The sequence below is a fragment of the Serratia sp. BFP-2025 genome, from assembly GCF_050880365.1.
GTDB lineage: Bacteria > Pseudomonadota > Gammaproteobacteria > Enterobacterales > Enterobacteriaceae > Serratia > Serratia surfactantfaciens.
The window spans coordinates 38,010-63,293 of record NZ_JBPAFV010000006.1 but is presented as its reverse complement, the minus strand read 5'-3'; the positions used below and the strand labels follow the sequence as shown (position 1 = coordinate 63,293).

Here is a 25,284-nt window from a genome sequence, read left to right as displayed (position 1 = left end):
ACTATTCCTCGCTGGCGACAAGCAACGGCGTCAGCGCGTCCAACACTTGCTGCGGCTGAATATCGATCAAACTTTGGTGGTATCCCTGATCGGCATCGCCTTTACGCACCTTGTGGTAGCCGCTGATCAAACGGATAACGCGCGCCTTGTCGGAGAGCGGCGGCGTGAAGTCGGGGCTGCTTGGGCCGTACAAGGCTATCAGCGGTTTGTTCAACGCAGCGGCAACGTGCATTAAACCGGAGTCGTTGCTGACCACCGCCCGACAGGCCGCGATCAGGATAACCGCCTGCTCCAGCTGGGTTTTCCCGGCCAGGTTGAGGCAGAAATCGCGCGCGTCGTCCTGCAATGCGGCGCGGATCTGTTCACCGGCTTCGTGGTCTTTCGCCGAACCGAACAGCGCGACCTGATAGCCGCTCTCGATCAGCTGCTGAGCCAGCGTTGCGTAGTGATAATGCGGCCAGCGTTTGGCGGGGCCGAACTCCGCGCCCGGGCAGAAGCCGACGATCGGTCGGCTGTCGGTCAGGTTAAAGGCAGAAGTGGTTTCGGCGATCTCTTCGTCGCTCACCTGCAGCTGCGGCCACAGCAGCGGCTGCGGCAGATCGTCGGCGCGCTGAATGCGGCCTTTGTCATAGGCCAGCGCCACGTAGCGCTGCACCATCAGCGGGAAGGCCGCCTTGTCGAGCACGCGGACGTCGTTCAGCAGGCCGTAACGCATTTCGCCTCGCCAGCCGGTGCGCTGCGGGATATCGGCGAAGAAGGGCACTAGCGCGGATTTGAACGAGTTGGGCAGAACGTAAGCGCGATCGTAACGGTTGGCGCGCAGGGCGCGCCCCAGGCGGCGGCGCTCGCCGAGCCCCAGCGCGCCGTGGCCCAGCGGCATCGCCAGCGCCTGATTGACTTCCGGCATGCGCGCCAGCAGCGGGCGGCACCAGGCCGGCGCCATCACATCGATCTCCGCCGACGGGTATTCGGCCTTCAGGGTGCGATAGAGACTTTGCGACATCATCATGTCGCCAACCCAAGAAGGGCCGATAACCAGTATTTTCATACCCAGCGTTAGTTCCTTCAGCTTATGCGGTGCGGTTCAACCAGGCCATGTACTCTTTCACGCCTTCGGCGACCGTTTTGAACGGTGCGTCGTAGCCGGCGGCGCGCAGCTTGGTCAGATCGGCCTGGGTGTACGCCTGATAGCGGCCCTTCAGCTTCTCCGGGAACTCGATGTATTCCACCGCGCCCTTCTGGTGGAAGTCCACCACCGCGTCGGCCACCGCCTGGAAGGTTTCCGCCCGGCCGGTGCCGCAGTTGAAGATGCCGGATTTGCCGGTTTCCCAGAACCACAGGTTGACCGCCGCCACGTCGCCGACGTAGATAAAGTCGCGCTTGAAGTTTTCGCTGCCGGCGAACAGTTTCGGGTTTTCGCCGCGGTTGATTTGGGTGTTCAGGTGGAAGGCGACGCTGGCCATGCTGCCTTTGTGGCCTTCGCGCGGGCCGTAAACGTTGAAGTAGCGGAAGCCGCAGATCTGCGAGTCCGCTTCCGGCAGGATCTCGCGCACGTACTGATCGAACAGGAATTTGGAGTAGCCGTACACATTGAGCGGCGCTTCATATTGGCGCTCTTCGATGAACTCTTCGCGGCCGCCGTAAGTGGCGGCGGAGGAGGCGTACAGGAACGGAATTTCGCGATCCAGGCAGTAGTGCAGCAGGTCTTTGGAGTACTGATAGTTATTGTCCATCATGTACTTGCCGTCCCACTCGGTGGTCGCGGAGCAGGCGCCTTCGTGGAAGACCGCTTCGATATCGCCCAGATCGTCGCCGGCCACGATGCTGGCGATAAAGTCTTCTTTATCGACATAGTCGGCGATGTCCAGATCGACCAGGTTGACGAACTTGGTGCCGTCTTTCAGGTTATCCACCACCAGGATATCGCGATATCCCTTGTCGTTCAGTGCCTTAATGATGTTGCTGCCGATCATGCCGGCGCCGCCTGTGACGATAATCATTGGGTTATCCCTGCTAAGCTGCCTGGTGGAGCACAATGCCCCACGCTCAATGGCGGTTATCATAGCATTTCATGCCGCGGCAAACAGCGTAAGGGCTCCGAATATCCCGCATTCCCATTGAAGTCCGCTTTTTGCCGTGATATCTGCTGCAATTTTAATATTCTCTCCCGCGCATTCTCGTCAGTTTGGTTACAAATCAGTAAAATATGCCGCAAATAGCCCAATCCTGGAGATAACCGAATGTCAGCGTCTTTTTATCAGCAGTTGGAACAACAGCTTGCCGCCACTCGCAGTGAAGGGCTGTTCAAGGAAGAACGCATCATCACCTCCGCGCAACAGGCGGATATCGCCGTCGCCGACGGCAGCCATGTGATCAACTTCTGCGCCAATAACTACCTGGGCCTGGCCAACCATCCGGCGCTGATCGCCGCCGCCAAGTCGGGGATGGACAGCCACGGTTTCGGCATGGCGTCGGTGCGCTTCATCTGCGGCACTCAGGACAGCCACAAACAGCTGGAACAGAAACTGGCGGCCTTCCTGGGCATGGAAGACGCGATCCTGTACTCCTCCTGCTTCGACGCCAACGGCGGGTTGTTCGAAACCCTGCTTGGCCCGGAAGACGCCATTATCTCCGATGCGCTGAACCACGCGTCGATCATCGACGGCGTGCGCCTGTGCAAGGCCAAGCGCTATCGCTACGCCAATAACGACATGACCGAGCTGGCCGCGCAGCTGAAGCAGGCCAAAGCCGACGGCGCGCGTCACATTCTGATCGCCACCGACGGCGTATTCTCGATGGACGGCGTGATCGCCAACCTGAAAGGGGTGTGCGATCTGGCGGACGAATATCAGGCGCTGGTGATGGTGGATGACTCCCACGCGGTAGGCTTTGTCGGCGCCAACGGGCGCGGTACTCATGAATACTGCGAAGTGATGGGCCGCGTCGATATCATCACCGGTACGTTAGGCAAGGCGCTGGGCGGCGCTTCCGGCGGCTACACCGCCGCCAAGAAAGAAGTGGTGGAGTGGCTGCGCCAGCGTTCGCGCCCGTACCTGTTCTCCAACTCGCTGGCGCCGGCGATCGTCGCCGCATCGATCAAAGTGCTGGAACTGCTGGAAGAGGGCGATGCCCTGCGCGATCGCCTGTGGGCCAACGCGCGGCTGTTCCGCGAAAAAATGACCGCCGCCGGCTTCACCCTGGCCGGCGCCGATCACGCCATCATCCCGGTGATGCTGGGTGAGGCGAAGCTGGCGCAGGAGTTCGCCAATGCGTTGCTCAAGGAAGGCATCTATGTGACCGGTTTCTTCTATCCGGTGGTGCCGAAAGGCCAGGCGCGCATCCGTACCCAGATGTCTGCCGACCACACCCCGGAGCAAATCGAACGCGCAGTGGCGGCGTTTACACGTATCGGTAAGGATCTTGGCGTTATTGCATAAGGTAAAACCATGAAAGCACTGTCAAAACTGAAAGCGGAAGAAGGGATTTGGATGACCGACGTGCCTCAGCCGGAGCTGGGCCACAACGACATCATGATCAAAATCCGCAAAACCGCGATCTGCGGCACCGATGTGCATATCTACAACTGGGACGAGTGGTCGCAAAAAACCATTCCGGTTCCGATGGTGGTCGGCCATGAATACGTGGGCGAAGTGGTGGCGATCGGTCAGGAAGTCAAAGGCTTCAGCATCGGCGATCGCGTGTCCGGCGAAGGGCATATCACCTGCGGCCATTGCCGCAACTGCCGCGGCGGTCGCACACACCTGTGCCGCAACACCGTCGGCGTGGGCGTGAACCGTCCGGGCAGCTTCGCAGAATACCTGGTGATCCCGGCGTTCAACGCCTTCAAGATCCCGGATAACATCTCCGACGAACTGGCGTCGATCTTCGATCCGTTCGGTAACGCGGTGCACACCGCGCTGTCGTTCGATCTGGTCGGGGAAGACGTGCTGGTGTCCGGCGCAGGCCCGATCGGTATCATGGCGGCGGCGGTGTGCAAACACGTCGGCGCGCGGCATGTGGTGATCACTGACGTTAACGAATACCGTCTGGAACTGGCGCGCAAGATGGGTGTGACCCGTGCGGTGAACGTCAGCAAGGAAAACCTCAGCGACGTGATGGCCGAACTGGGCATGACCGAAGGGTTCGACGTCGGCCTGGAAATGTCCGGCGCGCCGCCGGCCTTCCGCACGCTGCTCAATGCGATGAACCACGGCGGGCGCATCGCCATGCTGGGCATTCCGCCTTCGGATATGTCGATCGACTGGAACCAGGTCATCTTCAAAGGGCTGTTTATCAAAGGGATTTACGGTCGCGAAATGTTCGAGACCTGGTACAAGATGGCGGCGCTGATCCAGTCCGGCCTGGATTTGACCCCGATCATCACCCACCGTTTCTCGATCGACGAGTTCCAGCAGGGCTTCGACGCCATGCGCTCCGGCAAGTCGGGCAAAGTGGTGCTGAGCTGGGATTAATCTCGGCAGACGTGAAAAGGGCCGGAATTCCGGCCCTTTTTTTATGCTTGCGGTTTGGCTTGCGTCCAGTGTTGCCAATGACGCTTGATGAAGGTCACCGGCGGCGAAGTGGCGATGCTGTCGGCGATGACGCCCAGCGCGGTGCCGGCGTTGGTGCTTTCCTTCGGCGGTTTGACCTTGCACTGCTTGATGCCGCCGCTGAACGGGTTCTTCGGCTGCGGTTTCTGCGGTTTAACCGGCGGTGGGACGTAGCTGCCGCCGCCGTTGCCCTGCGGTTCGTTCAGCAGTGCGCTCGGCTTGACCAGCACGATATCGGCGGGCAGCGACGGCAGCATCTGCTGCAGCACTTTCACCGTCGCCGGGCGCGGGTGGCCGATGGCGATGGCGGAGCCGTTGCGCCGCGCCAATTCGACTGCGCGGTTGAACTGACGGCGGATGTCGGCTTCGTTTGCGGTATCGTCGAGGAACACCTTGCGTTTGATCACTTTCACGCCGGTGCCGGCCGCGGCGCGGGTTGCCTGGCTGCTGCCGATGGTCATGCTGTCGAGAAAATACAGACGATAGCTTTCGAGCGCCTGCATCACTTTCTGCATGCCCGGCAGGCTGGAGGTCATGGAGCTGCCCATGTGGTTGTTCATGCCGACCGCATAAGGCACGTTGTTCACCGCGTTGCGGATGATGCGCTGGATCTCTTCGCTGCTCATGGAGGGCTGCAGAGTATCGCGCTCCAGCGGCTGCTTGCTGAGCGGCGCCATCGGCATGTGGATCAAGACTTCGCGGCCCTGGCTGTGGGCGCGGGTGGCCATCAGGCGGGCATGCGGCGCGTTGGGCAACACCGCGACCGAGATCGCCGTCGGCATTTGCAGCACCGCGTTTTCTTCGTGAGGGCGGTAGCCCACGTCATCGATGACGATGGAGAGTTTCCCTGCCTGCGCAGCGTAAACCTGCAGCAGACAGCCGATTAACAGAGCTGTACGGGTTTTGACATAGCGCAAATCTATCTTCCCAACCACGGCAGTGGGTTAACCGCCTGTCCCTGACGACGGATTTCGAAATAGAGCGACGGCGTTCCCTGGCCGCCGCTGGTGCCTACCAGAGCGATCGGCTGGCCGGCGCGCACCTGCGCCCCGACGTTGACCAACGCGCTTTGGTTGTAGCCGTACACGCTCATGTCGCCTTTACCGTGTTCGACCACCACCATCAGGCCATAGCCTTGCAGCCAGTCGGCCAGCAGCACGCGGCCATCGGCGACGGCTTTCACTTCGCTGCCTTCGCGGGCTTCAATCACCATGCCTTTCCAGCGTAGCTCGCCCTGCTGCGGTTCGCCAAAGCCGTGCAGCGTGCGGCCGCGCACCGGCCACATCAGCTGGCCGGCCGGACGACCGAGGCCGCCGGTACGCGCCATCAGCGAGCGATCGGCTTCGCTCGGTTTGTAGGTGGTGCCGGTTTTCTTCGCCTGCTGTTCCTTGATACGCACCTGTTCGCGCACCTTGGCCGCTTCACGCGCTTCGCGTTCGGCGCGCGCACGGGCTTCGCGCTCCGCCCGGGCGATCTTGTCGCGCATGCGGGCTTCGTTCTGGCGCAGTTCCACCAGGCGTTGTTGGTCTTTTTCCAGCGAGGCTTCCAGCGCGGTCAGCGTTTGCTTGCGGGCGCCGCGCGCCTGCTCCAGCTTCTGCTGCTGCGTCTGTTGCTCGCCCAGGAGGGCTTTTTGCTGGCCCTGTTTGGCCACCAGCGTGGTTTTTTGCTTCGCCAGCTCAGCGCGGGTCTGCTTCAGCTCTTCGATGGTTTTCTGACGCGCTTCGTTCAGATAGCCGAAATAGGCCAGAATACGTTCGCTGCGCTGGCTTTCTTCACCGCTGAGGATCAGCTGCACGGCGCTGTGCTGCCCTTGCCGGAAGGCGGCGTCGAGCTGTTTGGCGAGGAGGTTTTGTTGGGTCGACTGCTGCTTTTGCAGCTTGGCGATCGAGGCGTTCAGGCCGGAAATATCCTTGCCCAGCTGGGTGAGCGTGCCCTGGGTGTCGCGCAACTGGCGGCTGGCCTGGGCGATGGTTTTTTCCTGCTGACGCAGCTGATCCTGCAGCGAGCTGCGCTGCTGTTGCTGCTGCTTCACCGCTTTTTCTTTCTCGGCGATGCTCTGCTGGATGTCTTTCAGCTGGGATTTATTGTCTTCCGCCGCCTGGCCGGCGAGCGGCAACAGCAAGACGCCAGCGCAAAATACGCTGGCGCACATGGCGGTGAACGTCCTTGGCGCGGTGCGTTCAGGCAGCGGTCGGCTGCCTGCGTTTGCGCTTCGGGTTACCCTTGATAGTGCAAAAAACGCCTTCTCCCTCATGGAGAAGGATTATTCCACGATGAACAGCGGCTTACCAGTCATCTCTTGCGGGATTTCCATTCCCATCAGTGTTAGCAGGGTTGGCGCGATGTCCGAAAGCTTGCCGCCTTCGACCGCCCGCGCCGGTTTGCCGACGTAAATCAGCGGCACCGGCAGGCTGGTGTGGGCGGTGTGCGCCTGCCCGGTGGCCGGATCGCGCATCTGTTCGGCGTTGCCGTGATCGGCGGTGATCAGCAGCTGGCCGTCGACGTCGCGCACGGCGTCAACCACCTGAGCGATGCACGCGTCCAGCGTTTCCACCGCTTTGACCGCCGCTTCATACACGCCGGTATGCCCCACCATGTCGCCGTTCGGGTAGTTGCAGATAATGGCGTCGTATTTGCCGCTGCGGATGGCGCTCAGCAGCTTGTCGGTCAGCTCGGCGGCGCTCATCTCCGGCTGCAGATCGTAGGTGGCGACCTTCGGCGAATTGACCAGCACGCGGTCTTCGCCCTTGAACGGCGCTTCCACGCCGCCGTTATAGAAGAAGGTGACGTGGGCGTATTTTTCGGTTTCCGAGATGCGCAGCTGGGTTTTGTCGTGCTTCATCAGCCATTCGCCGAAGGTGTTGGCCAGCGACGCCGGCGGATAGGCGCAGGCGGTCGCGATGTCGGCAGCGTACTCGGTCAGCATCACGAAATCGCCGAACTGCACCCGCTTGGCGCGCGGGAAACCGTCAAAATCCGCGTTCACGAAGGCGCGGGTGATCTGGCGCGCGCGGTCGGCGCGGAAGTTCATGAAGATCAACGCGTCGCCGTCCTGCATCGCGGCATCGGCCTCACCGGCGGCGCGAATGACGGTCGGTCTGACGAACTCGTCGTTTTCACCGCGTTCATAGGCGGCCTGCAAGCCGGCAGCCGCATCGTCGGCCAGGTAGTCGCCTTTGGCCGCGGTCAGCAGGTCATAGGCCAGCTGCACGCGATCCCAGCGGTTGTCGCGGTCCATCGCGTAATAACGCCCGATCAGCGAAGCGATGCGCCCGACGCCCAGCGCGGCGAAGGCATCGCGGCAGCGTTGCAGCGAGGCTTCGGCGCTGCGTGGCGGGGTGTCGCGCCCGTCGAGGAAGGCGTGCAGATAGATGGCTTTGGCGCCGCGCTGGGCGGCCAGCTTGATCATGGCCAGGATGTGCTCGTCGTGGCTGTGCACGCCGCCCGGCGACAGCAGGCCCATGATATGCACCGCCTTGCCGGCCGCCACTGCCTTGTCGACGGCGGCAGTCAGCACCGGGTTGGCGAAGAAGTCGCCGTCGGCGATCGCTTTGTCCAGCCGGGTCAGATCCTGATACACGATGCGCCCGGCGCCCAGGTTGACATGACCGACTTCGGAGTTGCCCATTTGCCCGTCGGGCAGGCCGACATCCAGCCCGGAAGCGGCGATCAGCGTATGCGGCTGCTCCTTCCACAGGCGATCCATCACCGGGGTGCCGGCGTTCAGGATCGCGTTGTCCTCCCGCTCTTCACGGTGGCCGTAACCGTCCAGGATCACCAGTACCATCGGTTTTTTGTTGCTCGACATTGCATTGACCTCTTATGAACTTTTTAAGCTGCGAATAGCCATGCGCCCGCCGCAAGCATGACTATTCGCCCTCGAAAAACCGGCTGATTTTACACCGCCGCCGGCGATAAATAGCCCAAAGAGATCAAGGTTGCGGCGAATCGCGCGGGCTTTTATGCTCTGACGTCGGGAATTTCTCAGCGCAGCCCGCAGTTTCTACAATCGCGCTTGCTTATTGGCTGTATTTGCCGCACTCGGCAGGTATACTCTGGAACCTTGACTTATTTATCCCTTAACTGACGGGAGTTGTTACACCCCATGCTGCAAGAAATTATGCCATTCGTAAGCAGACACCCTATTCTGAGCCTGGCTTGGATCGCTCTGCTGGTCGCCGTGATCGTCATGACGTTCAAAAGCCGTTTCTCCAAGGTCAAAGAGATCGCCCGCGGTGAAGCTATTCGCCTGATCAACAAAGAAGAAGCCGTGGTGGTCGACACCCGCAGCCGCGACGATTTCCGCCGTGGTCACCTGGCCAACGCCATCAACCTGACCGCCAGCGAAATCAAAAACGGCAGCCTGGGCGAGCTGGAAAAACACAAAGCGCAGCCGATCATCGTCGTGTGCGCCAACGGCACCGCCTCCCGCGAGCCGGCGGAGAACCTGAGCAAGGCCGGTTTTGAAAAGGTGACTATGCTGAAAGACGGCATTGCCGGCTGGAGCGGAGAAAACCTGCCGCTGGTGCGCGGTAAGTAACCGTTTAACCTATTTGAGGTGGCAATCCATGGCTAACATTGATATCTACACCAAAGCGACCTGCCCGTTCTGCCATCGCGCCAAGGCGCTGCTGAACAGCAAGGGCGCGGCGTTTAACGAGATCGCCATCGACGGCGATAGCGCCAAGCGCGAAGTGATGATCGAGCGCAGCGGGCGCACCACCGTGCCGCAGATTTTCATCGACGGCCGGCATATCGGCGGCTGTGATGATTTATATGAACTCGATGCTCGCGGCGGCCTGGATCCGCTGCTTTAAGCCGCTTGCCGGTTCATCGAGTGTCAATAAGGACGTTTAACCAAGGGTATTACTCACATGTCAGAACAAAACAGCACTGAAATGGCTTTCCAGATCCAACGTATTTATACCAAGGACATCTCCTTCGAAGCGCCGAACGCGCCGCAGGTTTTCCAGCAGGAATGGCAGCCGGAAGTTAAACTTGATCTGGATACCGCGTCCAGCCAGCTGGCTGACGAAGTGTATGAAGTGGTACTGCGCGTAACCGTGACGGCGACCCTGGGCGAAGAGACCGCGTTCCTGTGCGAAGTGCAGCAGGCGGGCATCTTCTCGGTAGCAGGCATCGAAGGCACGCAGCTGGCGCATTGCCTGGGCGCGTACTGCCCGAACATCCTGTTCCCGTATGCGCGCGAGTGCATCACCAGCCTGGTTTCCCGCGGTACCTTCCCGCAGCTGAACCTGGCACCGGTCAACTTTGACGCGCTGTTCATGAACTATCTGCAGCAGCAGGCGGAAGGCGAAGGTGCCGCACCACATCAGGATGCCTGATGAACACCGTCAATGCTTCAATGACTGTCATCGGTGCCGGCTCGTACGGCACCGCATTGGCCATTACGCTGGCGCGTAACGGCCATCCCGTGGTGTTGTGGGGACATAACCCCGCGCAAATTCAAACGTTGCAGCACGATCGCTGCAATCAGGCGTTTCTGCCCGACGTTCCTTTCCCCGATACGCTGTTGCTTGAAGCCGATTTGGCGCGTGCGCTGGCCGCCAGCCGCGACGTGCTGGTGGTGGTGCCGAGCCACGTGTTCGGCGACGTGCTGCGCCAGCTGAAGCCGCATCTGCGCCCGGACGCCCGCATCGTATGGGCCACCAAAGGGCTGGAGGCGGAAACCGGCCGCTTGCTGCAGGACGTGGCGCGTGAAGCGTTGGGCGAGGCGATCCCGCTGGCGGTGCTCTCCGGGCCGACGTTCGCCAAAGAGCTGGCCGCCGGCCTGCCGACGGCGATCGCGCTGGCGGCGACCGATGCGCAGTTCGCCGACGATCTGCAACGGCTGCTGCACTGCGGCAAGAGCTTCCGCGTCTACAGCAACCCCGATTTCATCGGCGTGCAGCTTGGCGGCGCGGTGAAGAACGTGATCGCCATCGGCGCCGGCATGTCCGACGGCATCGGTTTCGGCGCCAACGCTCGTACCGCGTTGATTACACGCGGGCTGGCGGAAATGAGCCGTCTGGGTTCTGCGCTGGGCGCCGATCCTTCGACGTTCATGGGCATGGCGGGGCTGGGGGATCTGGTGCTAACCTGCACGGACAACCAATCGCGCAACCGCCGCTTCGGCATTATGCTGGGGCAGGGCAAAGGCGTGCAGGAAGCGCAGGACAGCATCGGTCAGGTGGTCGAGGGCTATCGCAATACCAAAGAGGTGTTGGCGCTGGCGCAGCGGCACGGCGTGGAAATGCCGATCACCGAACAGATTTATCAGGTGCTTTACTGCCATAAAGACGCCCGCGAAGCGGCGCTGAGCCTGCTGGGGCGCGCCCGAAAGGACGAAAAGCCCAGCGTGTGACATAAAACGATATGCCGGGGCAGCATGCTGACCCCGCAAATGACCTGGGCCGCTTCGCGCTACCGTGTGAAGCGGCCCGTTTGGCAAGGCAGAGGGGAATGTGATGTCGTCAGAAGAGTTGGAACAGGTCTGGAACAGCATTAAATCAGAAGCGCGAGCACTGGCTGATTGTGAACCGATGCTGGCCAGCTTTTTCCATGCGACGTTGCTCAAGCACGAGAATCTGGGCAGCGCGCTCAGCTATATGCTGGCCAACAAGCTGGCGACACCGATCATGCCCGCGATTGCGGTACGCGAGGTGGTGGAAGAGGCCTATAAGTCCGACAACCAGATGATCGTTTCGGCGGCGCGCGATATCCTCGCGGTGCGGCTGCGCGACCCGGCGGTCGATAAGTACTCCACGCCGCTGCTTTACCTGAAAGGGTTCCATGCGCTGCAGGCTTACCGCATCGGCCACTGGCTGTGGCAGCAAGGTCGGCAAGCGCTGGCTATCTACCTGCAAAATCAAATTTCCGTCGCCTTCGGCGTGGATATCCACCCGGCGGCGACCATCGGCTGCGGCATCATGCTCGACCACGCTACCGGCATCGTGATCGGTGAAACGGCGGTGGTGGAAAACAACGTCTCTATCCTGCAGTCGGTCACTCTGGGCGGTACCGGTAAAACCAGCGGCGACCGTCACCCGAAAATCCGCGAAGGGGTGATGATTGGCGCCGGCGCCAAAATTCTCGGCAATATCGAAGTGGGCAAGGGCGCGAAGATCGGCGCGGGCTCGGTGGTCTTGCAGGCGATACCGCCGCACACCACCGCCGCCGGGGTGCCGGCGCGCATCGTCGGGCGGCCGGAGAGCGATACGCCGTCGATGGACATGGACCAATACTTCAACGGCACCAATCACGGTTTCGAGTACGGCGACGGCATTTGAGCGCCGCTGGCTGAGCCATTCAGGGGGAGCTTCGGCTCCCCCTGTGTTTTTCAAACCGCGTTCAGCCCTGTTTCGGGAAGTTGGTGATATCGGTGACGATGTCGTCGATCGCCGCCTTGACGTCTTCCGCCGTGACCGGTGAGCTGTCGTTGCTGACGGTTTTGCCGTAGGCCTTGCGCACCACTTCCATCACCGTTTTACCGGTATCCTGATCGATCAACTCACCTTCGATATACAGCGTGGTGTTTTGCGTCCGGTGGCCGGTGGCGGCCATGGTGCTGGCGACCACGGCGGCGACAGGCACCACTTCATAGAACTTCATGTCTTCGTTTTCGGCTGAAACGGCAGTGATGGCGAGCTTGGCCACCAGTACGCGCGAGCCAGCCGGGCTTGGCAGAATGGTAAAGCGGTTCTGCAGCGCAGTTTTAATTCGCTGGGTCGCATACGCCTTAATCTTGTTCAGCGTTTCCTGGCTGACTCGCGCCGTGGGTTTCTCCGCCGGGAAATAGACCACCGGTTGGAAGTAGAGGCCGCGATAGTTGGATTCCTTGTAGCTTGGGTCTATCCAGCGAAGCGTTTTATGGCCGCTTGGCGAGGTGGTTTCCTGCAGTTTGCTGTAATCGGACAAGAAGCCCGAATATTGAGATGTCTGGGTGACTTTGGACGAACAGCCCGCCAGCAACAGGCCCGCTGCCATAACCGCCATGGCAACGCTCAAGCGTGGTTTCTTCATATGCTTTCCTATGATGAGTGGTGATTACCCTTAAAAAACATAGCGCATTATCTGCGCCGCAGCGGGCGTTTTCGGGGCCGGGCGTGCCCTGTCGCGGACTTTTATCAGGATCGTGATACGCCGCCGGTTTTCGCCGCTAGCGCCGGTGATAAGGCGGCGAGTACGGCATCCGCTCTGGCCAGTGCCTGGCGTTGCTCGGCTTGCCACTGGGGCAACAATGGCCAGAGATCCGCCTGGTGTTCGGCCTGCAGGCACCAGACTTCTCGGTCGTGCCACTCGCCGAGGGCGTTTTGCGCCGCTTTCAGACTTGCCGCTGCGCAGGGAGAGAGGGGGAGGCGTTGCGGATAGGCTTCGGCCGCGTAGCGCAGGCGTTTGATCAGCAGCCGCAGGCGGTGGCGATCGTAGCCGGTATCGGCCAACGCCCGGTGCAGTTGTCGTTGCTGGCGCTGCAGGCGTCGATTCAGACGGTGTTTGGCGGCGGGCCGCGCAGTGCTTCGAAAGCGGCGCGGCCAGGCATGCAGCAGCGAAGGAAAATCGATGAGCTGCGGATGGGCGAGCAGTTGGCGGCAGCGGGCCTGAAAATCGCTCTGGCGCGCGTTCGCCTGCCAATCCAGGCGATGGCGCACCAGTTCGGCGATCAGCACCTCGAGATCGCGCAGCTGCGTCGTGAGCCTGCCTAACTCGGCGGCGGCCCGATCGAGCCGCGTTGCGCCGGGGCTGCCGCGCAAAGGGCGCAACAGGCTGCGAATGCGCCGCAGACAGACGCGCAAGTCGTGCAGCGCTTCGCTGTCAGGCGCTTGCTGCAGCCGCAACAGCGCCGCGTTCAGCGCCAGCTCGAGCCGACGAAGCTGGGTGACAATATCTTCGACGAAAGCCATGTACCGTTCCTGGAAAGAGCATCGCAGCGATGCCACTTCCAGTATGGCGCGTCGTCGCGGATTACGCCTTGATCAACGCGCCGGCATAGTCCAGCTGCCGCCAGGCCTCATAAACCACCACCGCGACGGCATTCGACAGGTTCATGCTGCGGCTTTGCGCCTGCATCGGGATGCGGATTTTTTGCTGCGCAGGCAGCGCATCAAGGATATCGGCGGGCAACCCGCGGGTTTCCGGGCCGAACAGCAGGTAGTCGCCGGCCTGATAGCTGACGGCGCTGTGCGCCGGGGTACCCTTGGTCGTGAGGGCGAACAGCCGCTGCGGATTTTCGGCGGCGAGGAAGGCGGCGTAGTCGGCATGACGGCGGACGCGGGTGAACTCATGGTAGTCCAGCCCGGCGCGGCGCAGGCGCTTGTCGTCCCACGGAAAACCCAGCGGTTCGATCAGGTGCAGATTAAAGCCGGTATTGGCGCACAGGCGGATGATATTGCCGGTGTTGGGTGGGATTTCAGGTTCAAATAAAACGATGTTCAGCATGTTGCAGGCCCCTCGTGAACGAGGGGCGCAGGATAGCAAACTCTTACTGTTCTGTCTTAGCCGATAGGCGTTGATGATGCAGCGGCAGCCACAGCACCAGCCTCAGCCCGCCCAGTGGGCTGTCTTCCGCCTTCACCCAGCCGCGATGCTGGTTGACCGCTGCCTCGACGATAGCCAGGCCGAGGCCGGTGCCGCCGGACTCGCGGTCGCGCGCTTCATCGGTACGGTAGAACGGACGGAAAATCTGCTCGCGATCTTCGGCGCTGACGCCGGGGCCGTCGTCATCCACTTCAATGGTTACGCCCTGATTGTCGGCGCTGAACGCCACGGCGATGCGGGTATGCGAATAACGCAGGGCGTTGCGCACGATGTTTTCCAACGCGCTGTCGAGCGCACTCGCGTTGCCGAACAGCGTCCACGGGCCGGGCGGTGCGACGATCTCCAATTGTTTGCCCATCTGTTCCGCTTCGAAACGGGCGTTGTCCAGCACGTCGGCCCACAGTTCGTTGGCCTTCAGCTGTTCGCGCGCCAGTTCGCCCTTCTGCTGTCCGCGCGACAGCGCCAGCAGATCGTTGATCATCGAATCCAGCCGCTGCGCTTCGGTTTCGATGCGCGCCAGCTCGTGGCCTTCACCGTGACGGCGGCGCATCAGCGCGGTGGCCAGCTGCAGGCGCGTCAGCGGCGTGCGCAGCTCGTGCGAGATGTCCGATATCAGCCGTTGCTGGGCGTTCATCATGCGTTCCAGCGCGCTGACCATCTGGTTGAAACTGGCGCCGGTGGCCAGGAATTCCTGCGGGCCGGCCTCCAGCTCCGGGTGCTGCTTCAGGTTGCCGCGCGCCACGTCATCGGCGGCGTTCTTCAGCTTGCGCGCCGGTTTCGCCAGACTCCAGGCCAACCACAACAGCAGCGGGGCACTGATCAGCATGGTGACGATCAGCAGCAGCAGCGGCCGGTCGAACATCAGGTTGATGAAATCGGATTGCGGGCTGTTGGCGGGGCGGATCAGGTACAGCTGGTAGTTGTCTTCGCCGTCTCGCACTGCGAACGGCCCCACCAGCTCGACGCGACCGTACTTTTTCTTCTTCGGATGATCCGAGTTATCGGATTGGCCGATGAAATTGCGGACGATCTGCATTTCGTTGCGCTGCGCGCCGATCACTCGGCCTTCGCTGGTGACCAGCAGCAGGCGCTGGCCCGGCGGCGCCCATTTGTCGATGGCGCGGAACAGGCGGCGCCACCACATCAGATCGTTGGCCGGATCGTTTTGCAGTTCGGCCTCGACGTGTTGTTCCAGCATCAACCCCTGCCGCTGCTCGCTGTCGAGCAGCGAGGTCATTTGGCGGGAGTCGAGCTTGGGCACCATCAGCACCAGCATTAGCACCAGGGCTAACGTGAACCAGAAAATGGCGAAGATGCGTGCCGTCAAACTATTGATCATGTTGCAGATACCATCAAATAACCGCGCCCGCGCAGGGTTTTGAACCACGGATGCCCGTCTTTGCGATCCGGCAGCTTACGCCGCAGGTTGGATATGTGCATGTCGATGGCGCGATCGAACGGGGTCAGGCGTTTGCCTAACACTTCCTGGCTCAGCAGTTCGCGCGACACCACCTGGCCAAGATGCTGCGCCAGCAGGTACAGCAGGGTGAATTCGGTGCCGGTCAGATCCAGCACCTGGCCGTCGAAGCTGGCCTCCTGGCGGCCGGGGTTCAGCTGCAGGCCATCGACATCCAGCGTCGGGGCGCCGCTGTCGACCTGCTGTTGCTGTTCGCTCCAGTTGGAACGGCGCAGAATGGCGCGGATACGCGCGACCAGTTCGCGATCGTTGAAGGGTTTCGGCAGGTAATCATCGGCGCCCAGCTCCAGGCCCAGCACGCGGTCCAGCTCGCTGCCGCGCGCGGTCAGCATGATGACCGGCGTCTGGTGATGCTGGCGCAGTTCTTTCAGCGTATCGATGCCGTTTTTCTTCGGCATCATGATGTCGAGCAGCAGCAGATCGACGGAGCTGTCCAGCAGCGACAACGCCTGCTCGCCATCGTGCGCGACGACGATATTAAAACCTTCCATTTCAAGCAGTTCTTTTAACAGCGAGGTCAACTCGCGGTCGTCGTCAACTAACAGAATCTTGTTCATTATGATTTACCTCCAGACGCAAAATACGTCATCAACTGTTGCCATTCCATGACTTTACGTAGTTTTACATGCACTGACGCAGGTTTTCAGGTGTAGCGGTACACTGCTCCTCGTTGATTCGCAAAGTGAGAAAGCTTGAGGAGTTGAAATGCGTAAGGCGACCGCATTAGTTATGGCATCACTGCTGGCAATTGGTTCGACCGCTGCCTTCGCTGCCGACACTATACCGGATGCAGCCCAACCTCCCGGCAACGACGCGATGACCCGAATACCCGGCCAGCACCACATGTTTGACGGTGTCAGCCTCAGCGAACAGCAGCGCCAACAAATGCGCGATTTGATGCGCCAGGCCCGGCATGATCTGCCTGGTGTCAATGTAGCTGAAATGGAAGCCATGCATAAACTGGTGACCGCAGAGAAATTTGATGAAGCCGCCGTGTATGCCCAGGCGGAAAAGATGGCCCAACAGCAGGTCAAGCGCCAGGTGGAAATGGCCCGGGTGCGCAACCAAATGTATAACCTGCTGACGCCAGAGCAAAAAAGTGTTTTAGACCAGAAACATCAGCAGCGTATGCAGCAGATGGAGCAACAAATTTCTGGTTTGCAACAAGCTTCTGCCCAGAAGTGAAGTACGACTGAGTAGTCCCCTGTTTTTCCTTGCCATAGACACCATCCCTGTCTTCCCCGCCATGATGGCGGGGTTTTTTTTATCCGGCATTTCGCTATATTGAGCGCCACACCTTTTGACCGGGGCCCCCATAATGGAACAGCGCTATGCACGCCTGGTGAAGTCCGCTGCGTTGGCCGCTACCGCGCTGGCGTCGTCGCTGCTGTTGATTAAAATCGTCGCCTGGTATCACACCGGTTCGGTCAGTCTGTTGGCGGCGCTGGTGGATTCGCTGGTCGATATCGCGGCATCGCTGACCAACCTGCTGGTGGTACGCTATTCGCTGCAGCCGGCCGATGCCGAACACACTTTCGGCCACGGCAAAGCGGAGTCGCTGGCGGCGCTGGCGCAAAGCATGTTTATTTCCGGTTCCGCCCTGTTTCTGTTCCTCACCGGCTTTCAGCATCTGTATGCGCCGCAAACGCTGCGCGATCCCGGCATCGGCGTCGTCGTGACGGTGATAGCGCTGGTCAGCACCCTGGTTTTGGTGACTTATCAACGCTGGGTGGTCAGAAAAACGCGCAGTCAGGCAGTGCGCGCAGATATGCTGCATTATCAGTCAGATGTCATGATGAATGGTGCTATTCTTATCGCTCTTGGGCTAAGCTGGTACGGCTTCCAGCGGGCGGATGCGCTGTTCGCGCTGGGCATCGGCGTTTACATCCTCTATAGCGCACTGCGCATGGGCTATGAAGCGGTGCAGTCGTTGTTGGATAGGGCGTTGCCGGATGACGAGCGCCAGGCGATTATCGAAGTGGTTTCTTCCTGGCCCGGGGTGAAAGGCGCGCACGATCTGCGCACGCGGCAGTCGGGGCCGACGCGTTTCATCCAGCTGCATCTGGAGATGGACGACACGCTGCCGCTGCGCGAGGCGCATCGGTTGGCCGATCAGGTGGAACAGGCGTTGCGGCACCGTTTTGCGGGGGCAGACGTCATCATTCACCTGGATCCGTGCTCCGTGGTGCCGCCGGGTAGGCGGGGGCATTGGGAGCTATAATCAGATAGAGGCACAGATCGAAGTATTATCATGAATATCTGAGTTAGCTCAGCGTGCCATGCGGTGTTTTTACCGTTATATTGCGTGACTTGAATCAATTCAGCTGGGTGTTTTTGATATAATATCCAGCAATAAGCCGTAAAGCTGGTTTTCTGCAGCCGGAGAGGTTCCAAGACGATCGGCGGAGACAGAATTCTTAAGAAATTGCATCTACACAGTTCAGAGGTAGTCATGATCAAGAAAATCGGTGTACTGACGAGCGGCGGTGATTCGCCGGGTATGAACGCTGCAATCCGCGGCGTTGTGCGTTCTGCGCTTTCAGAAGGTCTGGAAGTTTTTGGTATTTACGATGGCTACCTTGGCTTGTACGAAGATCGCATGGAGCAGCTGGACCGCTATAGCGTGTCTGACATGATCAACCGCGGCGGCACCTTCCTCGGCTCGGCCCGCTTCCCGGAATTCAGGGATGAGAACGTGCGCGCCAAGGCGATTGAAAACCTGAAGAATCGCGGCATCGACGCGCTGGTGGTTATCGGCGGCGACGGTTCCTACATGGGCGCCAAGCGACTGACGGAAGAAGGTTTTCCGTGCATCGGCCTGCCGGGCACCATCGATAACGACGTTGCCGGCACCGACTACACCATTGGTTACTTCACTGCGCTGGAAACCGTGGTGGAAGCGATCGACCGCCTGCGCGATACCTCCTCTTCGCACCAGCGTATCTCCATCGTGGAAGTGATGGGCCGTTACTGCGGCGATCTGACGCTGGCGGCGGCGATTGCCGGCGGCTGCGAATTCATCGTGCTGCCTGAAATCGAATTCAACCGCGAAGACCTGGTCTGCGAAATCAAGGCCGGTATCGCCAAGGGTAAAAAACACGCCATCGTGGCGATCACCGAGCACATCTGCGACATCGATGAGCTGGCGCGCCACATCGAGCAGGAAACCAAGCGTGAAACCCGCGCCACCGTGCTGGGCCACATTCAGCGCGGCGGTTCGCCGGTCGCTTATGACCGCATCCTGGCCTCGCGCATGGGCGCCTACGCCATCGAGCTGCTGCTGCAGGGCTACGGCGGCCGCTGCGTCGGTATCCAGAACGAAAAAATGGTGCACCACGACATCATCGACGCGATCGAAAACATGAAGCGTCCGTTCAAGGGCGACTGGCTGGAAACGGCGAAAAAACTGTACTGATACGCCGCTCACCGCACGACAAAAAAGCCTCCGCTCGCGGGGGCTTTTTTATGCCCGTCGGCGATATATTCCGGAATCATCTATCCCACAATTTTTTATTCTTTAATTGCCGAGACAGTTTCTGGCAGGCTCTGATGCTAAATCAACCGATTGAGGTTGCGCTTAATTTTCTGGGAGAGCCTGTCGATGCGTAAATGGGGTGTAGGTCTGACATTGGTGCTGTTGGCGTCCGGCGCCATGGCGAAGGATATTCAATTGCTGAACGTGTCATACGATCCGACGCGTGAGTTCTATCAGGCTTACAACACAGCGTTCAGTAAGCACTATCAGGCGGAAACCGGCGACAAGGTGACGGTGCGCCAGTCGCACGGCGGCTCCGGCAAACAGGCGACCTCGGTGATCAACGGCATCGAGGCCGACGTGGTGACGCTGGCGCTGGCCTATGACGTCGACGCCATCGCCGAACGCGGGCGCATCGAGAAAGACTGGATCAAACGCCTGCCGGACAATTCGGCGCCTTACACCTCGACCATCGTCTTCCTGGTGCGCAAAGGCAACCCGAAACAAATTCACGACTGGCCCGATTTGCTCAAGCCGGGCGTGTCGGTGATCACCCCGAACCCGAAAACCTCCGGCGGTGCCCGTTGGAACTACCTGGCCGCCTGGGGCTACGCGTTGCACCACAACAACAACGATAAGGCCAAGGCGCAGGACTTCGTCAAAAACCTGTACAAGAACGTCGAAGTGCTGGATTCCGGCGCGCGCGGCTCGACCAACACCTTCGTTGAGCGCGGCATCGGCGACGTGCTGATCGCCTGGGAAAACGAAGCGCTGCTGGCGGAGAAAGAGCTGGGCAAAGACAAGTTCGAGATTATTACGCCGAGCGAATCGATCCTGGCCGAACCGACGGTGTCGGTGGTGGATAAGGTGGTTGATAAGCGTGGTACCCGCGACGTGGCGACCGCCTATCTGAAGTATCTGTATTCGCCGGAAGGGCAGACCATCGCGGCGCAGCACTATTACCGTCCGCGCGATGTGGCGGTGGCGGCCAAGTTTGCCGGGCAGTTCCCGCAGCTGAAGCTGTTCACCGTGGATGACACCTTCGGCGGCTGGACCGAAGCGCAGAAGGTGCACTTCGCCACCGGCGGCGTGTTCGATGAGATCAGCAAACGCTGATGCCGGTTGAGCGGCAATAAAAAACCCCGGCAAGCCGGGGTTTTTTTATGGCAAGCCTAAGGCAATCAGGCTTTTTTCGCTGCGGCAGCGGCTTTGACGATCACGGCGAAAGCGTCGGCTTTCAGCGAGGCGCCGCCAACCAGCGCGCCGTCGATGTCCGGCTGAGAGAACAGCTCCGCGGCGTTCTTGTCGTTCACCGAACCGCCGTACTGGATGATGATTTCAGCGGCAACCGCGGCATCGTGCTTGGCGATGTGATCACGGATAAATTTGTGCACGGCCTGCGCCTGCGCAGGGGTAGCGGACTTGCCGGTACCGATGGCCCAGACTGGCTCATAGGCGATCACGGTGCCTTTCATCGCCGGTGCGCCCAGCGTTTTCAGCACGGCGTCGATCTGGCGCGCGCACACTTCTTCGGTTTTGCCCGCGGCGTTTTCCGCTTCGGTTTCACCGATGCACAGCACCGGGATCAGGCCGGCTTCTTTCAGCACGGCGAATTTCTCGGCGATGACTTCGTCGCTTTCTTTGTGGTAGGTGCGACGCTCGGAGTGGCCGATGATGATGTACTGGGCGCCGACGTCTTTCAGCATGTTGGCGGAAACTTCACCGGTGAAGGCGCCGGACAGGTTAACGTCCACGTTCTGCGCGCCCAGCGCGATGCGGCTGCCGGCCAGCGCGTGCTTGGCCTGATCCAGATACATCACCGGCGGGGCGATGGCGACGCCACAGCCGTCAACGCTGCTCAGCTCATTGCGCAGACCGGCGATCAGTTCGTTGACCATGTGAGTGCTGCCGTTAAGCTTCCAGTTACCCATAACTAATGGATGACGCATGTTTTTTCCTCCAACTAGGGAACGCGAGAGTCGAAATGACAACTGCCGGACCGGCAGTTTACCTGCCCAACAGTATAGAGATCATTAAGCGCGAAGGCTTTGCTTTTCGTCATTAAATGCCGCGCCGTTACGGCTCGGAAAGCGCCAGCTTAATCGGTTCAACCGCGAAGGTGACGCCTTTATCGCCGTTGTCCGAGACGACATAGCGAATGGCGCCGACCTGCTGTTGGTAAAAACGCGATCCTTTGCCTTTTTCCAGCAGGCTGTTCACCTTGTTCTGGCTCTGTTCCACCGTCAGCGCCGGTTCGAACTGACGCATCAGCGCCGCCATGTAGTTGATGGCGATGGCGCGCGCGGCTTTTTCTTCATTGGCCTGCTGCAGCGGCAGATGCGTGATCTGCAACGTTTTGATTTTACCGGTACCTTTCTCCAGTGCGGTGGAGGCGTACAGGTTTTCGTTGAGTTTACTGGCGGCGCGCGTCAGCAGCGGCGAATCGTCTTCGGCGGCGGGAATGGCGCGGAATTCGCCAATCGGCAGCTTGGGGTTGTCGCGATTGTATTTCTCGCGGAATTTGACCACCGTCAGATCGAAGGTCGGCGCCCCGGCCAGCAGGTAAGGCGCGGTCGGTTTCGCTTCGGCGGCGGGCGGTTCGGCCCAGGCGCTGGCGGCGGCCTGCAGCAGGCAGGCGATGGCGAGGGTTTTTCTCAGCATGGCGTATGGCATCAAGGACAAAGATGGCTCCGATTAAAGCGATAACCCGCAGGCCTTGTCAAAGATCCCACGCCATTATCGGTTCGCTGACGAGAAAGCTGTGCGGCGCGCCGCGTTATGCAAGGCGGAAAACTCGGCCCGGCAGCGCCTATGTTACACTGCGGCGCAGAATATGGGCAGGCTTAGAGCGCAGGAATCGATGACGTTACAACAGTGGTGTTTTTCTTTTAAGGGCCGCATCGGGCGGCGCGACTTCTGGATCTGGATGGGGCTGTGGTTGGTGCTGATGGCGGCGGCGTTTACGCTGGCCAATTATCAATTGATCGCCATCCAATCCATCGCCTTCTTTATCGTGGCGCTGCTCTGGCCGACGGCGGCGGTGCTGGTCAAACGTCTGCACGATCGCAACAAGGCCGGCTGGTGGGCGTTGCTGCTGATCCTGGCGTGGATGCTGGCGGCGGGCAACTGGCAAATGCTGGCGCCGATCTGGCAATGGGGCGTCGGGCGTTTCATCCCGACGCTGATTATCGTGATGATGACTATCGATCTGGGCGCCTTCGTCGGCACGCCGGGAGACAATCGGTTCGGCCCGGAAGCCGAACCGGTGAAGTTCCGCTGATCCTCGGGTTACCAGTAGTGCTCGCTGGTGATGTGGCCCGGTTTGCGGCGCAGGTGCTTGCGCATTTGGCGGTGGTCTTTCAGCGTTTGCTGGGTGTCCCGCACCATCTGCGGGTTGCCGCACAGCATCACGTGGCTGGTTTCGGCGTCGATGGTCAAGCCGATCGCCGCTTCCAGCCGGCCGTCCTCGATCAGCGCCGGCACGCGGCCGGTCAGTGAACCGGGCGTCTCTTCACGGCTGACGACGGTCTGGATGCGCAGCTTGCCGTTGTAGCGTTGCTGCAGTTGCTGCATCAGCGGCAGGTAGCTCAGATCGCGCGCAAAACGCGCGGCGTGCACCAGCACCAGGTTGTTAAAGCGTTCCAGGCCGACGCCTTGCTGCAGAATCGATAAATAGGGGCCGATGGCGGTGCCGGTCGCCAGCATCCACAGCGTGTCGCAGTCGGGCACCTCATCCAGCACGAAGAATCCGGCCGCTTCTTTAGTCACCATGACATCCGAACCTGGCCGCAGCTGATTGAGGCGCGGGCTCAGTTTGCCTTCCGGCACCGTCACCAGATAGAACTCCAGGTTGGCGTCATCGGGGGCATTGACGTAGGAGTAGGCGCGTTGCACTCGTTCGCCGTCGATCTCCAGCGCCAGTTTGGCGAATTGCCCGGCGGTGAAAGGATCGATGGGGGCATTGACCACCAGGCTGAACAGCCCGTCGGTCCATTGTTTTACCTGCGTAACCTTGCCGTTTACCCATTCAGCCATACTCTAAAGCTCCCGTGGTCGAATCAAATAAGCACAATGTCGTGAGCCGGAAATGGCGTGCGTGGTGCGCTCTATCCGGTAGTCGTTGCCGAACAGGCGGTGAAACAGCTGCAGCTCGGAATTGCACAGGCTGCTGCAGTTGGAACCGGCCACGCCGATCGGACAGTGGTTTTCCACCAACAGCGCACCGTGCGGATGATCGAGCAATTCAGCCATGTAACCATCATGTTGCCGCAGACGCACCAATCGGGCTAACCGCTCTTGGTGGCTGCGCTCGGCAGACAGCTCTTCGGCATAACGCAGATAAAGCTGCTCTTCGCGCGCGTTCAGCAACGGTTCCACGCCGGCGCCGCCAAACAGCCGCAGCGCGGATGCCCGCAGCCGTTCCTGATCGGCGGCCGCAAAAGCGTGCCCTCGCGCTGTCAGCGACCAGTAGCGCGTCGGGCGGCCGACCTTGCTGCGCGCTTCTTCGTAACAAACCAACTCACGTTTTTCCAGGGATTGCAGATGTTGTCGGATGCCCATCGGCGTGATGTCCAGACGCTCCGCCAGCATTTTGGCCGAGTGCGGGCCGAGAGCCTTTAACTGCAATAAAATCAGCTCAGGTGTTTTCATGAACCAAATCCCTATGGTGTTATTTTATTTCAAGTTGATGAAAATAATTATCGATTAAATGCTAAAGCGCGGCTACTGCAAGGGCGCTATTTTTAACTCCAAAGCGTTAGACGTACAGTTTAATTTACGAGCCTGGTCGGGTTTGCTGCCAGTGTGACCTGGATCAATATCTGCCTGAAACTCGCTAAAAAAATCAGATTTGATTAGTTTATGCCGCCATAGAGGGCTGCTCGCCGTTCTGGCTGCTGCAACGGCCATACCGGGACGCTGTGACGAGTTGAAACGTTAACGAAGATAATGAGAAAACTAGAGAATTTTCACCTGCTGGTGATGCTTATCCTGTTGGTCGCCGTCGGCCAGATGGCGCAAACCATTTATGTTCCCGTTATTGCTGATATCGCCCACGATCTGTCGGTTCGCACCGGCGCCGTGCAACGGGTGATGGCGGCGTATCTGCTGACCTACGGTTTCTCCCAGCTGATTTACGGGCCGATATCGGATCGTATCGGGCGCCGCCCGGTGATCCTGACCGGCATGATGATCTTCCTGGTCGGTGCGCTGGGCGCGCTGCTGTCCACCAACCTGACGATGCTGGTTGCCGCCAGCGCGATTCAGGGCATGGGCACCGGCGTGGCGGGCGTGATGGCGCGCACCATGCCGCGCGATCTGTATGCCGGCACCGCCCTGCGCTACGCCAACAGCCTGTTGAACATGGGGATTTTGGTTAGCCCGCTGCTGGCGCCGGTGATCGGCGGCGCATTGGCGATGGTGTTCGGCTGGCGCGCCTGCTACGCCTTCCTGCTGGCGCTGTGCGCCTGCGTCGCCTTCGCCATGTTCCGCTGGCTGCCGGAAACCCGCCCGGTGCAAACGGAAAAACGCCGCATGCTGGCCAGTTTCCGCCAGCTGCTGGGTGACAGCACCTTCAGCTGCTATCTGGTGATGCTGATCGGCGCGCTGGCGGGGATTGCGGTATTCGAGGCCAGCTGTGGCGTGTTGATGGGTGGCGTGTTGGGGCTGAGTGGGCTGACCGTCAGCATCCTGTTCATTCTGCCGATCCCGGCGGCGTTTTTCGGCGCCTGGTACGCCGGGCGCGACGGCAAGACCTTCCACACGCTGATGTGGCATTCGGTGATTAGCTGCCTGCTGGCGGGGGCGATGATGTGGATCCCGGGCTGGTTCGGCGTGATGAACATCTGGACGCTGATCGTGCCGGCCGCGTTGTTCTTCTTCGGCGCCGGCATGCTGTTCCCGCTGGCGACCACCGGGGCGATGGAGCCGTTCCCTTACCTGGCCGGCGCGGCGGGCGCACTGGTGGGCGGGATGCAGAACATGGGGTCCGGTCTGGCAACTTGGCTGTCCGCCATGTTGCCGCAAACCGGGCAGTTCAGCCTCGGCTTGCTGATGTTCGCAATGGCGCTGCTGATCCTGCTGTGCTGGTGGCCGTTGTCCAATCGTATGCAGCATCAGGGGCATACCGCATAACGACAGGGCGCCATTCGGCGCCCTCATACCGTTGACAAAGGGGAGAAAAAGCGGGGTTTTTCTCCCCTTTGTGGTTATCAGCCGAAAATCAATAAATTGATTTTCCTTGTTTTTTA

At 60.4% G+C, this 25,284-nt stretch carries 27 protein-coding genes; 13 read left to right on the top strand and 14 right to left on the bottom strand.

All coding sequences use genetic code 11. From position 1 onward, the window contains the following. Position 1: 1 nt before the first annotated feature. Positions 2–1,048: an ADP-heptose--LPS heptosyltransferase RfaF gene (gene rfaF / locus ACRAWE_RS23355; protein ID WP_432525949.1), complete on the bottom strand. Its 1,047-nt coding sequence runs from the start codon at positions 1,046–1,048 to the stop codon at positions 2–4. A gap of 22 nt (positions 1,049–1,070) precedes the next feature. Further along, positions 1,071–2,000, bottom strand: coding sequence for an ADP-glyceromanno-heptose 6-epimerase (rfaD, locus tag ACRAWE_RS23350; RefSeq protein WP_063918322.1), 930 nt, complete (start codon positions 1,998–2,000; stop codon positions 1,071–1,073). A gap of 240 nt (positions 2,001–2,240) precedes the next feature. Here rfaD and kbl point away from each other — a divergent pair, with 240 nt between their 5' ends. Continuing rightward, positions 2,241–3,437 (top strand): glycine C-acetyltransferase, encoded by a 1,197-nt coding sequence (gene kbl / locus ACRAWE_RS23345; protein WP_004931154.1) that lies wholly within the window; start codon positions 2,241–2,243, stop codon positions 3,435–3,437. Positions 3,438–3,446: 9 nt separating this feature from the next. Continuing rightward, positions 3,447–4,472: an L-threonine 3-dehydrogenase gene (gene tdh, locus ACRAWE_RS23340; protein ID WP_016929697.1), complete on the top strand. Its 1,026-nt coding sequence runs from the start codon at positions 3,447–3,449 to the stop codon at positions 4,470–4,472. 41 nt (positions 4,473–4,513) lie between these two features. Here the strand turns inward: tdh and ACRAWE_RS23335 are convergent, their stop codons facing one another. From ACRAWE_RS23335 to gpmM, 3 genes are read right to left on the bottom strand one after another with little or no spacing between them, the layout of a single operon-like run. Next, a complete protein-coding gene (locus ACRAWE_RS23335; RefSeq protein WP_432525948.1) occupies positions 4,514–5,467 on the bottom strand; it encodes a divergent polysaccharide deacetylase family protein in 954 nt (317 codons plus the stop codon). 2 nt (positions 5,468–5,469) lie between these two features. Further along, positions 5,470–6,804, bottom strand: coding sequence for a murein hydrolase activator EnvC (gene envC, locus ACRAWE_RS23330; protein ID WP_432525947.1), 1,335 nt, complete (start codon positions 6,802–6,804; stop codon positions 5,470–5,472). A gap of 9 nt (positions 6,805–6,813) precedes the next feature. Continuing rightward, positions 6,814–8,358: a 2,3-bisphosphoglycerate-independent phosphoglycerate mutase gene (gpmM, locus tag ACRAWE_RS23325; protein WP_432525946.1), complete on the bottom strand. Its 1,545-nt coding sequence runs from the start codon at positions 8,356–8,358 to the stop codon at positions 6,814–6,816. A 297-nt stretch (positions 8,359–8,655) separates the two neighbouring features. On the opposite strand from gpmM, the gene ACRAWE_RS23320 reads away from it, so the two are divergent. The 5 genes from ACRAWE_RS23320 (at position 8,656) to cysE (ending at position 11,839) form a co-directional block, all read left to right on the top strand. Continuing rightward, positions 8,656–9,090 (top strand): rhodanese-like domain-containing protein, encoded by a 435-nt coding sequence (locus tag ACRAWE_RS23320; RefSeq protein ID WP_015379424.1) that lies wholly within the window; start codon positions 8,656–8,658, stop codon positions 9,088–9,090. 28 nt (positions 9,091–9,118) lie between these two features. Next, positions 9,119–9,367 (top strand): glutaredoxin 3, encoded by a 249-nt coding sequence (gene grxC, locus ACRAWE_RS23315; RefSeq protein WP_019452217.1) that lies wholly within the window; start codon positions 9,119–9,121, stop codon positions 9,365–9,367. 57 nt (positions 9,368–9,424) lie between these two features. Then, positions 9,425–9,895: a protein-export chaperone SecB gene (gene secB, locus ACRAWE_RS23310; RefSeq protein WP_004931139.1), complete on the top strand. Its 471-nt coding sequence runs from the start codon at positions 9,425–9,427 to the stop codon at positions 9,893–9,895. After that, on the top strand, positions 9,895–10,914 hold the full coding sequence (gene gpsA / locus ACRAWE_RS23305; protein ID WP_019452219.1) for an NAD(P)H-dependent glycerol-3-phosphate dehydrogenase: 1,020 nt from the start codon (positions 9,895–9,897) through the stop codon (positions 10,912–10,914). Before secB ends, gpsA begins: the two co-directional genes overlap by 1 nt. Positions 10,915–11,017: 103 nt before the next feature. After that, positions 11,018–11,839: a serine O-acetyltransferase gene (cysE, locus tag ACRAWE_RS23300; RefSeq protein WP_004931135.1), complete on the top strand. Its 822-nt coding sequence runs from the start codon at positions 11,018–11,020 to the stop codon at positions 11,837–11,839. A 61-nt stretch (positions 11,840–11,900) separates the two neighbouring features. Here cysE and ACRAWE_RS23295 read toward each other — a convergent pair whose 3' ends face one another. The 5 genes from ACRAWE_RS23295 to cpxR all read right to left on the bottom strand — a co-directional run bounded on the left by ACRAWE_RS23295 (position 11,901) and on the right by cpxR (position 16,118). Continuing rightward, positions 11,901–12,572, bottom strand: coding sequence for a DUF3313 domain-containing protein (locus tag ACRAWE_RS23295; protein ID WP_211129772.1), 672 nt, complete (start codon positions 12,570–12,572; stop codon positions 11,901–11,903). A 104-nt stretch (positions 12,573–12,676) separates the two neighbouring features. Beyond that, complete coding sequence (locus ACRAWE_RS23290; RefSeq protein ID WP_432525945.1) at positions 12,677–13,450, bottom strand: CHAD domain-containing protein; 774 nt, start codon at positions 13,448–13,450, stop codon at positions 12,677–12,679. A 61-nt stretch (positions 13,451–13,511) separates the two neighbouring features. Then, entirely contained in the window at positions 13,512–13,985 is a 474-nt protein-coding gene (gene trmL / locus ACRAWE_RS23285) for a tRNA (uridine(34)/cytosine(34)/5-carboxymethylaminomethyluridine(34)-2'-O)-methyltransferase TrmL (protein WP_019452222.1), read from the bottom strand. Positions 13,986–14,028: 43 nt separating this feature from the next. After that, positions 14,029–15,423: an envelope stress sensor histidine kinase CpxA gene (gene cpxA / locus ACRAWE_RS23280; RefSeq protein WP_019452223.1), complete on the bottom strand. Its 1,395-nt coding sequence runs from the start codon at positions 15,421–15,423 to the stop codon at positions 14,029–14,031. Then, on the bottom strand, positions 15,420–16,118 hold the full coding sequence (gene cpxR, locus ACRAWE_RS23275) for an envelope stress response regulator transcription factor CpxR (RefSeq protein WP_004931124.1): 699 nt from the start codon (positions 16,116–16,118) through the stop codon (positions 15,420–15,422). The genes cpxA and cpxR overlap by 4 nt, the downstream gene beginning before the upstream one ends. 148 nt (positions 16,119–16,266) lie before the next feature. On the opposite strand from cpxR, the gene cpxP reads away from it, so the two are divergent. The 4 genes from cpxP to ACRAWE_RS23255 all read left to right on the top strand — a co-directional run bounded on the left by cpxP (position 16,267) and on the right by ACRAWE_RS23255 (position 20,152). Then, positions 16,267–16,746, top strand: a complete 480-nt coding sequence (gene cpxP / locus ACRAWE_RS23270) for a cell-envelope stress modulator CpxP (protein ID WP_063918327.1) — start codon at positions 16,267–16,269, stop codon at positions 16,744–16,746. A 133-nt stretch (positions 16,747–16,879) separates the two neighbouring features. Then, positions 16,880–17,782: a CDF family cation-efflux transporter FieF gene (gene fieF, locus ACRAWE_RS23265; RefSeq protein WP_063918328.1), complete on the top strand. Its 903-nt coding sequence runs from the start codon at positions 16,880–16,882 to the stop codon at positions 17,780–17,782. 231 nt (positions 17,783–18,013) lie between these two features. Next, positions 18,014–18,976 carry a 6-phosphofructokinase gene (pfkA, locus tag ACRAWE_RS23260; RefSeq protein WP_004931116.1) on the top strand — a complete coding sequence of 321 codons (963 nt, stop codon included), beginning with the start codon at positions 18,014–18,016 and terminating at the stop codon, positions 18,974–18,976. A 186-nt stretch (positions 18,977–19,162) separates the two neighbouring features. Beyond that, positions 19,163–20,152: a sulfate ABC transporter substrate-binding protein gene (locus tag ACRAWE_RS23255; protein WP_432525944.1), complete on the top strand. Its 990-nt coding sequence runs from the start codon at positions 19,163–19,165 to the stop codon at positions 20,150–20,152. A gap of 65 nt (positions 20,153–20,217) precedes the next feature. Here the strand turns inward: ACRAWE_RS23255 and tpiA are convergent, their stop codons facing one another. Continuing rightward, positions 20,218–20,985, bottom strand: coding sequence for a triose-phosphate isomerase (tpiA, locus tag ACRAWE_RS23250; RefSeq protein ID WP_004931113.1), 768 nt, complete (start codon positions 20,983–20,985; stop codon positions 20,218–20,220). A 127-nt stretch (positions 20,986–21,112) separates the two neighbouring features. Continuing rightward, positions 21,113–21,697, bottom strand: a complete 585-nt coding sequence (locus ACRAWE_RS23245) for a DUF1454 family protein (protein ID WP_021504458.1) — start codon at positions 21,695–21,697, stop codon at positions 21,113–21,115. A 199-nt stretch (positions 21,698–21,896) separates the two neighbouring features. Here ACRAWE_RS23245 and ACRAWE_RS23240 point away from each other — a divergent pair, with 199 nt between their 5' ends. Then, positions 21,897–22,316: a DUF805 domain-containing protein gene (locus ACRAWE_RS23240; protein ID WP_004931108.1), complete on the top strand. Its 420-nt coding sequence runs from the start codon at positions 21,897–21,899 to the stop codon at positions 22,314–22,316. 8 nt (positions 22,317–22,324) lie between these two features. Here ACRAWE_RS23240 and fpr read toward each other — a convergent pair whose 3' ends face one another. Together fpr and ACRAWE_RS23230 are read right to left on the bottom strand one after the other, a co-directional pair. Beyond that, the gene (fpr, locus tag ACRAWE_RS23235; RefSeq protein WP_004931107.1) at positions 22,325–23,071 is read right to left on the bottom strand and encodes a ferredoxin--NADP(+) reductase; all 747 of its coding nucleotides are present in this window, start codon (positions 23,069–23,071) and stop codon (positions 22,325–22,327) included. 3 nt (positions 23,072–23,074) lie between these two features. Next, the gene (locus tag ACRAWE_RS23230) at positions 23,075–23,686 is read right to left on the bottom strand and encodes a helix-turn-helix transcriptional regulator (RefSeq protein ID WP_004931104.1); all 612 of its coding nucleotides are present in this window, start codon (positions 23,684–23,686) and stop codon (positions 23,075–23,077) included. A gap of 297 nt (positions 23,687–23,983) precedes the next feature. Here ACRAWE_RS23230 and emrD point away from each other — a divergent pair, with 297 nt between their 5' ends. Then, positions 23,984–25,168, top strand: coding sequence for a multidrug efflux MFS transporter EmrD (gene emrD / locus ACRAWE_RS23225; RefSeq protein WP_004931102.1), 1,185 nt, complete (start codon positions 23,984–23,986; stop codon positions 25,166–25,168). The last annotated feature ends 116 nt before the right edge of the window (positions 25,169–25,284 follow it).

What these genes read in the sequence shown, in the direction of transcription:
- rfaD (WP_063918322.1), bottom strand. Translation starts at nt 2,000, where the DNA reads ATGATTATCGTCACAGGCGGCGCCGGCATGATCGGCAGCAACATCATT.
- cpxP (WP_063918327.1), top strand. Translation starts at nt 16,267, where the DNA reads ATGCGTAAGGCGACCGCATTAGTTATGGCATCACTGCTGGCAATTGGT.
- kbl (WP_004931154.1), top strand. Translation starts at nt 2,241, where the DNA reads ATGTCAGCGTCTTTTTATCAGCAGTTGGAACAACAGCTTGCCGCCACT.
- grxC (WP_019452217.1), top strand. Translation starts at nt 9,119, where the DNA reads ATGGCTAACATTGATATCTACACCAAAGCGACCTGCCCGTTCTGCCAT.
- cpxR (WP_004931124.1), bottom strand. Translation starts at nt 16,118, where the DNA reads ATGAACAAGATTCTGTTAGTTGACGACGACCGCGAGTTGACCTCGCTG.
- tpiA (WP_004931113.1), bottom strand. Translation starts at nt 20,985, where the DNA reads ATGCGTCATCCATTAGTTATGGGTAACTGGAAGCTTAACGGCAGCACT.
- gpmM (WP_432525946.1), bottom strand. Translation starts at nt 8,358, where the DNA reads ATGTCGAGCAACAAAAAACCGATGGTACTGGTGATCCTGGACGGTTAC.
- ACRAWE_RS23295 (WP_211129772.1), bottom strand. Translation starts at nt 12,572, where the DNA reads ATGAAGAAACCACGCTTGAGCGTTGCCATGGCGGTTATGGCAGCGGGC.
- ACRAWE_RS23230 (WP_004931104.1), bottom strand. Translation starts at nt 23,686, where the DNA reads ATGAAAACACCTGAGCTGATTTTATTGCAGTTAAAGGCTCTCGGCCCG.
- fieF (WP_063918328.1), top strand. Translation starts at nt 16,880, where the DNA reads ATGGAACAGCGCTATGCACGCCTGGTGAAGTCCGCTGCGTTGGCCGCT.
- pfkA (WP_004931116.1), top strand. Translation starts at nt 18,014, where the DNA reads ATGATCAAGAAAATCGGTGTACTGACGAGCGGCGGTGATTCGCCGGGT.
- rfaF (WP_432525949.1), bottom strand. Translation starts at nt 1,048, where the DNA reads ATGAAAATACTGGTTATCGGCCCTTCTTGGGTTGGCGACATGATGATG.
- emrD (WP_004931102.1), top strand. Translation starts at nt 23,984, where the DNA reads ATGAGAAAACTAGAGAATTTTCACCTGCTGGTGATGCTTATCCTGTTG.
- ACRAWE_RS23255 (WP_432525944.1), top strand. Translation starts at nt 19,163, where the DNA reads ATGCGTAAATGGGGTGTAGGTCTGACATTGGTGCTGTTGGCGTCCGGC.
- ACRAWE_RS23240 (WP_004931108.1), top strand. Translation starts at nt 21,897, where the DNA reads ATGACGTTACAACAGTGGTGTTTTTCTTTTAAGGGCCGCATCGGGCGG.
- ACRAWE_RS23320 (WP_015379424.1), top strand. Translation starts at nt 8,656, where the DNA reads ATGCTGCAAGAAATTATGCCATTCGTAAGCAGACACCCTATTCTGAGC.
- secB (WP_004931139.1), top strand. Translation starts at nt 9,425, where the DNA reads ATGTCAGAACAAAACAGCACTGAAATGGCTTTCCAGATCCAACGTATT.
- trmL (WP_019452222.1), bottom strand. Translation starts at nt 13,985, where the DNA reads ATGCTGAACATCGTTTTATTTGAACCTGAAATCCCACCCAACACCGGC.
- fpr (WP_004931107.1), bottom strand. Translation starts at nt 23,071, where the DNA reads ATGGCTGAATGGGTAAACGGCAAGGTTACGCAGGTAAAACAATGGACC.
- cysE (WP_004931135.1), top strand. Translation starts at nt 11,018, where the DNA reads ATGTCGTCAGAAGAGTTGGAACAGGTCTGGAACAGCATTAAATCAGAA.
- gpsA (WP_019452219.1), top strand. Translation starts at nt 9,895, where the DNA reads ATGAACACCGTCAATGCTTCAATGACTGTCATCGGTGCCGGCTCGTAC.
- cpxA (WP_019452223.1), bottom strand. Translation starts at nt 15,423, where the DNA reads ATGATCAATAGTTTGACGGCACGCATCTTCGCCATTTTCTGGTTCACG.
- tdh (WP_016929697.1), top strand. Translation starts at nt 3,447, where the DNA reads ATGAAAGCACTGTCAAAACTGAAAGCGGAAGAAGGGATTTGGATGACC.
- envC (WP_432525947.1), bottom strand. Translation starts at nt 6,804, where the DNA reads ATGAGGGAGAAGGCGTTTTTTGCACTATCAAGGGTAACCCGAAGCGCA.
- ACRAWE_RS23290 (WP_432525945.1), bottom strand. Translation starts at nt 13,450, where the DNA reads ATGGCTTTCGTCGAAGATATTGTCACCCAGCTTCGTCGGCTCGAGCTG.
- ACRAWE_RS23245 (WP_021504458.1), bottom strand. Translation starts at nt 21,697, where the DNA reads ATGCTGAGAAAAACCCTCGCCATCGCCTGCCTGCTGCAGGCCGCCGCC.